Origin of the sequence: Arthrobacter sp. H41, assembly GCF_000520535.1 — a bacterium.
Taxonomy (GTDB): Bacteria; Actinomycetota; Actinomycetes; order Actinomycetales; family Micrococcaceae; genus Arthrobacter_D.
On record NZ_KI914830.1, the window covers coordinates 52,888 to 65,425 of the forward strand.

General features: G+C 66.0%; 11 protein-coding genes. 8 read left to right on the top strand and 3 right to left on the bottom strand.

Going from position 1 to position 12,538, the window contains the following annotated elements; all coding sequences use genetic code 11:
- The 7 genes from Y705_RS0114800 to Y705_RS0114830 form a co-directional block, all read left to right on the top strand.
- Window positions 1-438 (top strand): helix-turn-helix transcriptional regulator (locus Y705_RS0114800; RefSeq protein WP_026533421.1); only part of this gene is annotated, 438 nt, incomplete at its 5' end.
- A gap of 14 nt (window positions 439-452) precedes the next feature.
- The gene (locus Y705_RS22480; protein ID WP_162149094.1) at window positions 453-815 is read left to right on the top strand and encodes a hypothetical protein; all 363 of its coding nucleotides are present in this window, start codon (window positions 453-455) and stop codon (window positions 813-815) included.
- 38 nt (window positions 816-853) lie between these two features.
- On the top strand, window positions 854-1,156 hold the full coding sequence (gene tatA, locus Y705_RS0114810) for a Sec-independent protein translocase subunit TatA (RefSeq protein ID WP_026533423.1): 303 nt from the start codon (window positions 854-856) through the stop codon (window positions 1,154-1,156).
- Window positions 1,157-1,203: 47 nt separating this feature from the next.
- A complete protein-coding gene (gene tatC / locus Y705_RS0114815) occupies window positions 1,204-1,989 on the top strand; it encodes a twin-arginine translocase subunit TatC (protein WP_026533424.1) in 786 nt (261 codons plus the stop codon).
- Window positions 1,990-2,041: 52 nt separating this feature from the next.
- A complete protein-coding gene (locus Y705_RS0114820; protein ID WP_026533425.1) occupies window positions 2,042-4,861 on the top strand; it encodes a DEAD/DEAH box helicase in 2,820 nt (939 codons plus the stop codon).
- 76 nt (window positions 4,862-4,937) lie between these two features.
- Complete coding sequence (locus Y705_RS0114825) at window positions 4,938-6,587, top strand: amidohydrolase (RefSeq protein ID WP_026533426.1); 1,650 nt, start codon at window positions 4,938-4,940, stop codon at window positions 6,585-6,587.
- Window positions 6,588-7,030: 443 nt separating this feature from the next.
- Entirely contained in the window at window positions 7,031-7,768 is a 738-nt protein-coding gene (locus Y705_RS0114830) for a polyprenol monophosphomannose synthase (RefSeq protein WP_026533427.1), read from the top strand.
- Window positions 7,769-7,850: 82 nt separating this feature from the next.
- On the opposite strand, the gene Y705_RS0114835 is transcribed toward Y705_RS0114830, so the two are convergent.
- Window positions 7,851-8,198 carry an RNA polymerase-binding protein RbpA gene (locus tag Y705_RS0114835; RefSeq protein ID WP_026533428.1) on the bottom strand — a complete coding sequence of 116 codons (348 nt, stop codon included), beginning with the start codon at window positions 8,196-8,198 and terminating at the stop codon, window positions 7,851-7,853.
- A 229-nt stretch (window positions 8,199-8,427) separates the two neighbouring features.
- On the bottom strand, window positions 8,428-9,264 hold the full coding sequence (locus tag Y705_RS21985) for a putative RNA methyltransferase (RefSeq protein ID WP_026533429.1): 837 nt from the start codon (window positions 9,262-9,264) through the stop codon (window positions 8,428-8,430).
- A gap of 135 nt (window positions 9,265-9,399) precedes the next feature.
- Between Y705_RS21985 and Y705_RS20380 the strand changes: the two genes are divergently transcribed.
- Window positions 9,400-11,532, top strand: a complete 2,133-nt coding sequence (locus Y705_RS20380; RefSeq protein ID WP_253908646.1) for a S9 family peptidase — start codon at window positions 9,400-9,402, stop codon at window positions 11,530-11,532.
- A 21-nt stretch (window positions 11,533-11,553) separates the two neighbouring features.
- On the opposite strand, the gene Y705_RS0114850 is transcribed toward Y705_RS20380, so the two are convergent.
- Window positions 11,554-12,198: a peptide deformylase gene (locus Y705_RS0114850; RefSeq protein WP_026533430.1), complete on the bottom strand. Its 645-nt coding sequence runs from the start codon at window positions 12,196-12,198 to the stop codon at window positions 11,554-11,556.
- Window positions 12,199-12,538: the final 340 nt, after the last annotated feature.

Consider the following 12,538-nt stretch of genomic DNA (forward strand, 5'->3'; position numbering starts at 1 on the left):
CAGCCGGTGCGCGTGTTCTCGCACCAGGACGTATGGTATCTGGAGGCGTGGTGCGTCCACTCGGAAGGGCTGCGGAACTTCCGGCTCGACCGCATCCAGGATATCCGGCCGACCACTGCACCCGTGGAGCGCCGGCCTGCCGGTCCAGCCCAAGCGGTTCCCGGGTCTCCACCGGAGGTCTACACGCCGTCGCCGAGCGACCACCTCGTCACCCTCGTGCTCCAGCCGCCCGCACGATGGGTCGCGGAGCAGTACGGTGCCGTGCGGACGGGTGAACTGCCCGGCGGCGCGCTTGCAGCCGAGGTCCGGCTCAGCTCGGTGTCCTGGCTACCCGGTCTGGTGGCAAGCCTCGGCGGCGGCGCCGTCGTCGTCCGCCCCCGCGAGGTACGCGAAAGCGCGCTGCGCTGGGTGGAGGAGGCCCTGGCAGTTCGGGCGTGACCTAGACTGGGCAGATGCCTTGGTGGTCATGGATCGTAATCTGGGTTGCCCTGCTGGCACTCACCGCACTGTTTATCCTCTTTCTGGGATTCCGCGTCTTCCGCGGAGCCATGTCAACACTTCGTGAATTCGAAGTCGCCGCGGATCGCGTGCAGGTGAACACTGGGCGAACCGTGGTTGACAGTGATGATGAATCCGATGCCGACGGCGCCGGTGAGTCCACCCTTGTTCCCGCGGTGTTCTCCACTCCCGACGAGGTTCGGGCGACCAATGCGCGCGGCAGGACGCAGCGGATAGGCCGCCGCAGGGCCGCTCGCGTCCGACTCCGGGCCGAGCGAAACCAGCCGCAGCTCCTGCGTGACATGCCGCATCTTTGACCTAAACTAAGAAGGGATCAACGAGAGGAACCAAGATCATGAGGCCTGAAGGCTGGACAATCGTCGTCGTCATCGTCATCGCAATCCTGTTGTTCGGTGCTCCGAAGCTTCCGGGCCTGGCCCGAAGCATCGGCCAGTCGCTGCGGATCTTCAAGTCCGAGGTGAAGCAGATGAAGGACGAGAACAAGTCCGACGACGGCGCGGAGCCGACCGTCGAGGGCCGGATCGTGGACCACACGCCCTCTCCCGGAGCGTCATCGAACCAGCCGCATAATCCGCCGGGTGCAACCGGATCCTCGGTCCCGCCGAACCAGGGCAACTCCCCGACCCACACCCAGTAGCGCACGTGGCCATCACCAAGGGTCGGAAGGCCAATCCCGAGGGGCGGATGGCCCTCAAGGAGCACCTGAAGGAAGCACGCAACCGGCTCTTCAAGTCCGCGATCGCCGTCGTCGTCTGCACCGTTCTCGGATTCCTGATCTACGAACCGGTCCTCGAGGCACTGTCGGCTCCGGTCGTCGATATCAACGAGCGCGAGGGCCGCAGTGCAGCGCTGAACTTCGACACAGCAGGCTCGCCCTTCGACCTGATGGTCCAGGTCTCCGTCTTCCTCGGCCTGATTCTCTCGAGCCCCATCTGGCTGTACCAGCTGTGGGCGTTCATCACCCCCGGTCTGAAGACCAAGGAACGCCGGATCTCGCTGTCCTTCATCGGGGTTGCCGTCCCGCTTTTCCTCGCCGGGATCTACCTGGCCTGGCTGATCCTGCCGAACGCCGTGCGCGTCCTGACGGACTTCACCCCCAGCGGCTTCTCGAACATCATCACCGTGTCGGTCTTCATCACTTTCGTGCTCCGCCTGATGCTCGCCTTCGGCATCGCCTTCCTCCTGCCGGTGGTGTTGTTCGGACTGAACATGGTGGGTCTGGTCTCCGGCCGGCAGATCCTCAAGGCCTGGCGGATCACCGTGTTCCTCGTCTGCCTGTTCGCCGCCATGGCCGCACCGGGCGCCGACGCAATGAGCATGTTCTATCTCGCAGTTCCCATGCTCCTGCTGTTCTTCGTGGCCATCGGCCTGTGCCTCGTCAATGACAAGCGCCGAGCCCGGCGCAGCGCCATCCGCGAGGCCGAGGCCGCGGCGAATGCCGACCGGGCGTCCTCGCTCGAGGGACTCTGAGCGCTCCGCGAACCTGGTGTAGGCGGGAACGCCGAACGTCTAGGGTGGAACAATGAGTACCCCAGCAGAGCGCTACGAGGCTGCCAAGGCGCGCGCCTCCCATTCGCGAACGGACCTCTACCGCTTCGAGAAAACCCTTCGGTTCGAGCTCGATCCCTTCCAGCGGGACGCCTGTGAATTCCTGGAGACGGGTAAAGGGGTTCTTGTGGCTGCGCCGACGGGTGCCGGCAAGACCGTCGTCGGCGAGTTCGCCGTCTACCTCGCACTGCAGCGCGGACTGAAGGCCTTCTACACGACGCCGATCAAGGCCCTCAGCAACCAGAAGTATTCCGAGCTGGCTGCAACCCACGGCGCGGATCGCGTCGGCCTGCTCACCGGTGACACCAGCATCAATGGCGACGCCGACGTCGTCGTGATGACCACCGAGGTGCTCCGCAACATGCTGTACGCCGACTCGGACACCCTTGATGACCTCGGCTACGTGGTGATGGACGAGGTCCATTACCTGGCGGACCGCTTCCGCGGCGCGGTGTGGGAGGAAGTCATCATCCACCTTCCCACCGAGGTGAAGGTGGTGTCCCTCAGTGCCACGGTGTCCAATGCCGAGGAATTCGGGGCGTGGCTCGACACCGTACGCGGCGACACCGAGGTGGTGGTGTCCGAACACCGTCCCGTACCCCTGTGGCAGCACGTCATGGTGGGCCAGGACATGCTCGATCTCTTCGCAGGGGACATCGCCTTCGATGAGGCGGCTCCCGCCGGGCCGGAGCCGGGCGCCGACAAGCGTTACGACGTCAACCCCGAGCTGCTGGATCTCGCGAGCAGTGAAGTACGGCTGAACCAGCGCGCCAGCTGGGGATCGGGCAGCGGCCGGCGCGGGCGTCACCAGGGCCGGCGTGGACCACAGGAATCCCTGGTCCGCAGGGCAAGCCGACCCCAGGTCATCACCGCGCTCGACCGCGCCGACCTGCTGCCCGCCATCACCTTCATCTTCTCCCGCAACGGCTGCGAGGCGGCGGTGGGGCAGTGCCTGCACGCCGGACTGTGGCTGACCACGGAGCAGGAGCGCGCTGTGATCAGCGAGACGATCGACGCCGCCACCCTCGATATCCCCCGTGACGATCTTGAGATCCTCGGGTTCTGGACCTGGCGCGAGGGGCTGCTGCGCGGATTCTCCGCACACCACGCCGGAATGCTCCCGACGTTCAAGGAAGTGGTCGAGAAACTCTTCGCCGCCGGGCTGGTCAAGGCTGTGTTCGCGACCGAGACCCTCGCGCTCGGCGTCAACATGCCGGCGAGGTCGGTGGTTCTCGAGAAGCTCGACAAGTTCAACGGCGAAGCCCACGTGAACGTGACCGCGGGGGAGTACACCCAGCTGACCGGTAGGGCCGGCCGACGTGGTATCGACGTCGAGGGCCACGCTGTGGTGCTGTGGCAGCCGGGAACGGATCCGGGTGCGGTAGCCGGCCTCGCCTCCCGGCGTACCTACCCCCTGAATTCGAGCTTCCGCCCCACCTACAACATGAGCATCAACCTGGTGGCTCAGTTCGGCCAGGAACGCTCCCGGGAAATCCTCGAGACCTCCTTCGCTCAGTTCCAGGCGGACCGTTCGGTGGTGGGCCTGGCCAAGCAGGTGCGCAGCAGGGAGGAATCGCTCCGCGGCTATGAGAAGTCGATGACCTGCCACCTGGGGGACTTCCGGGAGTACTCCGGCCTGCGCCGCGAGTTGTCCGACCTCGAGTCGCATGCCTCCCGCGACAGGTCGACGTCGCTTCGGTCCGCGGCTGAAGCTTCCCTCGAGGCGCTTCGCCCTGGGGACGTCATCGACGTGCCAGGCGGGCACAGCCAGGGTTACGCGGTGGTCCTCGACAGTGATTCCTCGCGTGAGCCCCGGCCCACGGTGCTGACACTCGAGACCCAGATCCGCCGTATCGGCGCCCAGAACCTCGACGGGCCGGTCGAGATCCTCTCCCGTATCAAGATTCCCAAGCACTTCAGCGCACGCAGTCCGAAGGACCGCCGGGACCTCACCTCTTCGCTCCGGAACGCTCTCGCCGAGAAGCGTCCGCCACGCCGGGGGGCGGGCCGTACCGACGGCCTGCCCTCGGCCTCTGCCGCGGCGGAGGAGCGCGCCATCTCCGAACTGCGGCGTCGCCTGCGCGCCCATCCGTGCCACGGCTGCAGCGACCGCGAGCAGCATGCGCGCTGGGCGGAGCGCTGGTGGAAACTCCGTAAGGAAACCGACCGTATCGCCGGGCAGATCCGGGGCAGGACTAACACCATCGCCAAGACGTTCGACCGCGTATCGGAGGTGCTGGCGCACTACGGATACCTCCGGGAGGACCCGGAAGGCCTTCGGGTAAGCGCCGCGGGGCAGAAACTTCGGCGGATCTACGGCGAGAAGGACCTGCTGATCGCCCTGTCCGTCGAGCACGGCGCCTTCAGCGACCTCGATGCGGCAGAGATGGCCGCGGTGGCTTCGGTGCTGGTGTACCAGGCGAAACGTGAGGAGCGGGGTGTCCGCCCGGTCCTGCCGAGCGTGGCACTCGAGGGGTCGGTGGAGATCATCGTCCGCCAGTGGTCGCAACTCACCGACCTGGAGGAGCAGCACCGGCTGCCGGTCACCGGTGAACCCGAACTCTCCCTCGTCTGGCCGATGTACAAATGGGCCCAGGGCCGCTCCCTCCAGGCGGCGTTGAGCGGCACCGAGCTGGCCGCCGGTGACTTCGTCCGATGGTCCAAGCAGGTCATCGACCTGCTGGATCAGCTGGCGAAGATCCGCGACCTCCCGGAAGGGATGCACGCCACGTGCGTGCGGGCCATCCGCCTGGTTCGGCGCGGCGTGGTGGCATACTCGAATATCAGTGAGTAGGCCCTCCAGTGAACGAAAGACCAGCGCGTAGAACACTGCCGCACGAAGCCGAACCAAGAGAGCATCCCCGACACCCATGACGAACCCCCTCCCGATCCTGTACCGCAACGGCTCCGTCTACAGCCCCGCAGATCCTTTTGCGACGGCGATGCTCGTGGACGGCGACACGGTCGCCTGGGTCGGTTCCGAACACGCTGCCCAGAACCTGACGGGGGAGGGCGTCCGTACCCTCGACCTGGACGGCGCACTGATCACGCCGGGATTCGTCGACTCGCACGTCCACACCACCGAGACGGGAATCTCCCTCGGCTCCCTCGACCTGTCCGGTTGCCCCTCACTCGCGGAGCTGTTGCGGGAGCTTTCCCTGGCGGCGGCAGACCGTGAGGGGACCCTGCTCGGGTTCGGCTGGGACGAATCCCGGTGGCCGGAGAAGCGTGTACCCACCGCCGCCGAACTGGATAACGCCACCGGCGGCCGGCTGGTGTACCTGGTGCGCGCGGACGTGCACTCCGCCGTCGTGTCCGGTGCCCTGGCCGCGGCACTCAACCTCTCGGCACTGGATGGCTGGGACAACGGATTCGTGGTGCGCAGCGCACATGTGGCCGCCCGGTCGGCCTCCCGCAGTCTCACCCCGGAGCAGCGCAACATCTACCAACGTGCTGCCCTGGGCTTCGCGGCCTCCAGGGGTTATGTCGCCGTCACCGAGATGGCCGCCCCGCACATCGCTCCGCAGGAGGACCTCGAGAGCCTGCTGCGCATCGACGGGACCTCCCAGGAGGTCCCGCTGCCTGTCGTGATTCCCTACTGGGCGCAGCAGGTCGAATCGGCCGAGGATGCCCGACGGGTGATGGCCATGTTCGGTGGACGGCTCGCAGGACTCGCCGGCGATCTGAACGTCGACGGCTCCATCGGGTCACGGACGGCTGCTCTCCGGACGCCCTACGCGGACGATCCAGGGAACAGTGGGCACAGCTTCCTGGAAGACGACGCCGTTGCTGCGCACCTCACGGCCGCCACGTCCAATGCCGTCCAGGCGGGTTTCCACGTCATCGGCGACGCAGGACTCGACAGCGTGCTTCGCGGTCTCGGCGTCGCCGCCTCGGTGCTGGGGGTCGATGCGGTGCGCCGGTCCCGCCACCGGCTCGAACACGTGGAGTTGATCGACGACGAAGCGATTGCAGCGCTGGTGCACTTCGGGGTCACGGTCAGTGCGCAACCGGCCTTCGACGCCGCGTGGGGCGGCGCCGGTGAACTGTATGCCCAGAGGCTCGGCGAGGAGCGTAGCTCCGGAATGAACCGGTTCGCGTCGCTCCTGTCGGCAGGGGTGCCGCTCGCCATGGGCTCGGACAGTCCCGTGACACCGCTCGACCCCTGGGCATCCGTGCGGGCATGCATCTCCCACAACACTCCGGCCGAGAGGATATCGGCCCGCGCCGCCTTCATCGCCCATACCCGTGCGGGGTGGCGGCTGGCAGGGTTCCAGAACCCGATGCGCGGGCAGCTTGCTCCCGGCGCCCCGGCGTCCTACGCCATCTGGGAGGTCGACGAATTGATGGTGCAGACGGCGGACAACCGCGTGTCGTCCTGGAGCACGGACCCCCGTTCGGGTACTCCGCTCCTGCCCGCCCTCGATACCGAGAATCCGCCGAGGTGCCTGGAGACGGTCCACGACGGGCTGCCGCTGTTCAGCTCCTCCGACCTTGCCCGGCCTGCTGCCATAACCTAGGTCCGTCGGGTGTCCGACCGGAAAATAATCTCCGCAGGCCACCACCCGCTGACCTGCGAAAAGAGATGTTTTCCCACGTCAGCGGGCCGTTGACACTGTCTTCGAAGCACGTAAGCTTTTGACCTACGGGTCGGAGGATCTCCTGGAACAGGAGGCCCGGCCGGCTACCACCACACCGATTCAGGCGCTGCAACACCAGCGTTCGTGAGGTTCTTGCCGGTGGCCGCCGGCACCTACGGGAACAGGTTTGCGCGTCAGTAGAAAACAGAGCCGGGAATACCCGGTTCCGGTACGAAGGCGCGTGAACCTGTTCACCCGGAGGCCACTGCCGAGCAGGTGACCCGAAGCCGCCCGGGGAGCCGTCCCATATACTTGCGGTTTGGCTTCGAAAACGGAGCTCCTCCGTGCGCTCCCGCGCATTTCGCTGGAAAGGCTCCGACCGCGTGCGTGTTGTCACCATCATCCCTACCTTCAATGAGATCGAATCCTTGCCGCTGACCCTTGCGCGGCTGCGGAAGGCGGTTCCCGAATCGGATGTCCTCATCGTCGACGACAACAGTCCGGATGGAACCGGGGATCTCGCGGACAGCGCTGCCGCATCCGACCCACAGGTCTTCGTCCTTCACCGCACCGGCAAGGCCGGGCTGGGCGCCGCCTACATCGCGGGTTTCCGCTGGGGCCTCGACCGGGATTATGACGTCCTCGTGGAAATGGACGCCGACGGCTCGCATCGGCCCGAGGAGCTGCCATTGCTGCTTGCTGCGGTTGACGGTGCCGATCTGGTCATCGGTTCACGGTGGGTCCCCGGCGGAAGCGTCGTCAACTGGCCCGCCCACCGCAAACTGCTCTCGCGAGGCGGCAGCACCTACTCCCGCGCCATGCTGGGATTGCCGGTGCGCGATATCACGGCGGGCTTTCGGGCGTTCCGCAGGGAGACACTCGAAGCCCTCGACCTCGCCTCGGTCGAGTCGGTGGGCTACGGCTTCCAGGTGGACATGACCTTCCGCGTTGCACGGCTGGGAAAAACCATTGCAGAAGTTCCGATCACCTTCGTGGAGCGCGAGCTCGGTGCCTCGAAGATGAGCGGAAACATCGTCTTCGAAGCCATCGGGAATGTCACGAAGTGGGGACTCTCCGCACGCTGGGCGAAGCTGTCGGAGCGCTTCCGCAGGTCCGTGTAGATCCTGGAGGACAGCAAAAAGAGCCGGCACCCACCCTTTCGGGCGGATGCCGGCTTCGCCACCCGGTGATCGGGTGAGAATTCTAGACCGACTGCTTCTCGCCCCGGCGTTCCCGCAGGATCGTCAGGCGGTCCTGGAGGATCTGCTCGAGTTCCTCGACCGACCTGCGCTCGAGGAGCATGTCCCAGTGCGTTCGCACCGGCTTGTCGTTCGAGGTGTCCGGCTTCTCACCGTCGACGAGGAGAGCTTCCTTGCCCGTCTTCGATACCCACACCGGCGGAATCTCCGCTTCGGAGGAGAACGTGACGAACACACGCTCGCCATCCTCGCAGCGGTACTCGACGCGCTGGCGGGGAGCCGGCTCGACACCGGATTCTGTTTCCATGCTTTGCGCACCAAGGCGCATACCACGAAGGCTGCGATCGCTCATATTTTCTCCTACTCAGTGAGTGGCGTACGGCCAGGCCGGCACCGCCGTGCTGACCCCTGCGGAAAGGCCCCGCCTCGCGGCGATGCACTCCGACTGAAGCTGCACTCCTTACAACACCGCAGTTCACGGCAATGTTCCCACCGGGTAGTTCGATCCCGGCAAATACCCAACTATACCTGATCGGCACCGCAAGGGGCCGGTGTTCACCCCGTTCGGAAGGTGAACCTGCTCAGGCCTGCACGAAGGCCTGCACCGTGAAGGCTGCACTCACTAGCTGGTGACCTTCAAGGCGCTCCATCACGGCGTCGAGCTGCCCGGGTCCGTAGTGCCGCGCGGCCGGACCCATCAGAATCGCCGACTTCACGGCAGCGGGGGAGAGGTCCATCTGGTACTCGAGGCTGTTCCGCTCGATCTCCTTCAGGGAACCAGCCAATGAGCGCGCCACATCCTCGGCTTTGCCGTCGGGCACCTGCAGCAGCACTGCCTGCTCCCTCAACTCGACGAGATGACCGGGTTGGGGGGTCGCCACCAGGAGAAGCCCGTTCGGCCCCAGCACCCGGAAGAACTCAGCAGGATTCCTCGGCGCGAAGATGTTGAGCAGCAGATCCACCGACCGGCTCTGCAGGGGCAGCTGCTTCCAGACGTCCCACACCAGGCTCACGCCGTCGGGAAGCCGCCGCGCCGCCCGCCTCAGCGCGAACTTCGAGATATCGAGGGCCACGGGAAAGGCGCCGGGAAAGCGATCGGCGACAGCGCGGAGGTAGTAACCCGTGCCGGCCCCGGCGTCCACGATAGTGCTGCTTCGGGGCGCGAGCCTGACCGCTGCATCTGCGAGTGCACTCCTCAGCGGTTCGTAGTGCCCTGCGGACAGAAAGTCTTCCCTCGCCCCGACCATGCCCGCGGTGTCCGCTTCGAACCGCGTACCGCGCCCAGTGAGAAGGTTGAAGTAGCCCTGCCGTGCAGCGTCGAAACGGTGGCCGCTGGAACACGTCAGCAAGTCGGGCTGTGCACCCACGGTGGCTCCACACACAGGGCACAGGAGGATCTCCCGGGAGGAAAGGGGCATCTTTCCATCCTATTCGTGCTCCCCGGCGCTGGAATCCTCGGCGAACCGCCGGAGCCTGCCTGCAGCGTTGCCGCAGGCAGAGCTGCGGTCTACTCTCGAAGGGTGAATCCCGATCAGTTGAATCTTCTGTCGTCCGTGAGCCCACCGTCCCTCCACCCCAGCGGGCTGACAGCCGTCGCCGCCGTCACCCGGCCGGACTTCGATGCGGACAGTTATGTGGGGCAGTTGTGGGAGATCAGGATTTCCGATTCCCGGCGACGCAGGATGACGCGCGGCTTCCGGGATACGGCGCCCCGGTATTCGCCCGACGGCACGATGATCGCGTTTCTCCGCGCAATGCCCGGCGGCAAGCCGCAGCTCCAGGTCATTGCCAGCGCCGGGGGAGAGCCGATCGCCCTGACCGATCAGCCGCTCGGCATCGGGGACTTCGCTTTCTCCCCGGATTCCCGACGCGTGGTGTTCGAGGCACGCGTCCCCGAGGAGGGGCGTTACGGAACTGTTGACGGCGTGTCCGGCGGCCTGGAGGATCCGCGGCTCGTGACGATCAACAAGTACCGGATGAATGGCCTCGGGTACACCGCCGACAAGCGGCAGCAGCTCTTCCTCGTCGAGGTACCGGATCTCGACTGTGAGCCGTTCATCGAACCGGTGGGCCGCGCCAAGGCTGCCCGGGACCAGGCGAGGTCGGCCTCAGGGCGCCCCGGGAGATCCGGCGACACCGTCGCCCACCCTGCCGGCCCAGGAGGCACCGACGTTTCAGGCACCGACGGCCCGGGCTACGGTGGGCCGAACACCGCCGTGCCCAGCCCACGCCAGCTGACTTCCGCTGATGCCGACCACTTGATGCCCCGGTTCACCGCCGACGGTGCGCGGGTCCTTTTCACCGCAGCACTGGCCGACGACGCCGACACCACCCTCGTGACCGACGTGTACTCGATCGCACCGGACGGCACGGACCGGCAGAAACTCTCCAACCTCGACGACTCCCGGCTCAGTTGCGGAGCGGCAGGTGAAAGCCGGGATGGCGCCTGGCTCTATTATCTCGCGACTGATGTATCGTCCTCGGGACTCGATTTCGTGGCGCGCAACACGGCGCTCTACGTGGCGCCGACCACAGACCCGGCAGATGTCCGGCGCCTCACCGATCCGGAGAGCACCGATCTGTCGACGACGGAGTCCGGCGTCGTGCCGCATTCCGATTCCTCCGTCCTGGTCCTCAACCAGGCCAGGGGCACCGTTGAGCTTCTGGAGGTTTTCCCTGATGCCCGTTCCCACCTCCTTGCCGACGGTCCGCTGGTGGTGACCGGCGTCGATTCCGCCGCGGGCATCGCCGTCGCCTCCTACACCGACGCGGTGACCATGGGCGACGTCGGGCTGGTGCATCACCAGGCGCTTGTCACCCTGACCGATTTCTCGGCGCCGCTGCGCGATTCGGCTGCCGTGTTCGCTCCACTGGAGGAAAGCTTTCCCGCACCGGACGGCACCGCCGTCCACGGCTGGGTTGTACTTCCGGAAGGAGAAGGACCCCATCCGGTCCTCCTGACCATTCACGGCGGACCGTTCGCGCAGTACGGCTGGGGCTACTTCGATGAAGCACAGGTCTATGCGAGGGCCGGTTACGCCGTTCTCCTCTGTAATCCCCGCGGATCCGCGGGGTACGGACAAGCCCACGGCCGTGCGGTCAAGGAGGCGATGGGCACGGTGGACCTCCAGGACGTGCAGGCCTTCCTGGACGGTGCACTCGAGAAGTACCTTTCGATGGACAAGGAGCGGCTCGGCATCCAGGGCGGCTCCTACGGCGGCTATCTGACGGCGTGGGCAATCGCCCACGACCACCGGTTCACCGCGGCCATCGTCGAACGCGGCTACCTGGACCCGCCGTCGTTCGTGGGTTCCTCCGACATCGGCTGGTTCTTCTCCGAGGAATACACGGGCAGTGATCCCGAGCGCGTCGAGGCGCAGAATCCCTTCGCCCGGATAGCCCGCGTACGGACGCCCACCCTGGTGATCCACTCGGAGGAGGACCTCCGGTGCCCCATCGAGCAGGCACAGCGTTACTACACGGCGCTCAAGAAACAGGGAGTACCGACCGAGCTGTTGATCTTTCCCGGGGAAACCCATGAACTGTCACGCTCCGGCTCGCCCTGGCACCGACGGCAGCGTTTCGAGCACATCCTGCGATGGTGGGCCGCCTGGCTCCCCAGCAAGGTCAACAGGCCTTCCCTCCATTCCGACGCCTCCGGAAATGCATCACCGGCCGGACAGTAGATTCAGCGGGGAAACGAGGCGCTAGAAACCCAGTGCCGTCCGCGCGCCGTCGATGCCCGGCTGGGACCATCGACGTGCAAGTTCGCTGTTGTCCGTGAGGGACCGCAGCAGTGCCCTGTCGAGGTAGAGCGTGCCGTCGAGATGGTCCGTTTCGTGCTGGGCAATGCGTGCGGGCCAGCCGGAGAACCGCTCGGTCACCGGGCGGCCGTCCGGGCGCGTGTAGCTGAGGTCGACGTCGCGGTGCCGCTCGACGACCGCCTGGTAGCCGGGCACGGAGAGGCAGCCTTCATAGAAGGACGCAGTCTCGGAGCCGGCGGCTGCATAGCTCGGATTGATGATGGCGAAGAACGGCAGGGGAGTGCGCAGGCGGAGGGCCGCGACGTAGTCGTCCTCCACGCCCTTGTCCTCCAGCACCGCGATACGGAGCGGGATACCGATCTGGGGCGCCGCCAGGCCGACGCCCGGGGCGGCATGCATGACGCGGCGCATGGTCTCCAGGAGCAGGTGAAGGACGGCGTCGTCGAACTGCCCGTCGAAGGGCAGGGCCGGCGTTCGAAGGACCGGATGTCCCGCGTGGACGATCGGCGGCAGTTCCGCGGACAGGACGGTGTCGACGATGCGCTGGAGGTCGGCTTGATGAACTGGCGACGAGAAGGATTGAGACATATTCCCATGGTAAGCAGAAGGATCGTTCACATCGGTGCTAGTTATGTCAGGTAGCCTGGCGGGGCGGGCTCCGATAACGGCCAACGATAATGCAAGGTCGTCCGGAGAGCCTCGCTGCGGATGCTGCCGTTGACGGCACTGCAAGGTTTTTTGCCGGTGCCGCTTGGTGGGTCGGCCAATGCGGCAGCTCGACCGATGCAGGGAGCAGATCCAGTGCAGCGGGCACGAGGTAACTATGCAGGAACGGCAGTCCTCCAGGGGTCACTTCCCGACGTTCCTATTTCGCCGATAATCTACATTATGTCAGGTTGTAAAGAGGTTGTTCGCATTTTCTGCGAAT

What these genes read in the sequence shown, in the direction of transcription:
- Y705_RS0114850 (WP_026533430.1), bottom strand. Translation starts at nt 12,198, where the DNA reads ATGTCTCAATCCTTCTCGTCGCCAGTTCATCAAGCCGACCTCCAGCGC.
- tatC (WP_026533424.1), top strand. Translation starts at nt 1,204, where the DNA reads ATGGCCCTCAAGGAGCACCTGAAGGAAGCACGCAACCGGCTCTTCAAG.
- tatA (WP_026533423.1), top strand. Translation starts at nt 854, where the DNA reads ATGAGGCCTGAAGGCTGGACAATCGTCGTCGTCATCGTCATCGCAATC.
- Y705_RS21985 (WP_026533429.1), bottom strand. Translation starts at nt 9,264, where the DNA reads ATGCCCCTTTCCTCCCGGGAGATCCTCCTGTGCCCTGTGTGTGGAGCC.
- Y705_RS0114835 (WP_026533428.1), bottom strand. Translation starts at nt 8,198, where the DNA reads ATGAGCGATCGCAGCCTTCGTGGTATGCGCCTTGGTGCGCAAAGCATG.
- Y705_RS0114820 (WP_026533425.1), top strand. Translation starts at nt 2,042, where the DNA reads ATGAGTACCCCAGCAGAGCGCTACGAGGCTGCCAAGGCGCGCGCCTCC.
- Y705_RS0114825 (WP_026533426.1), top strand. Translation starts at nt 4,938, where the DNA reads ATGACGAACCCCCTCCCGATCCTGTACCGCAACGGCTCCGTCTACAGC.
- Y705_RS22480 (WP_162149094.1), top strand. Translation starts at nt 453, where the DNA reads ATGCCTTGGTGGTCATGGATCGTAATCTGGGTTGCCCTGCTGGCACTC.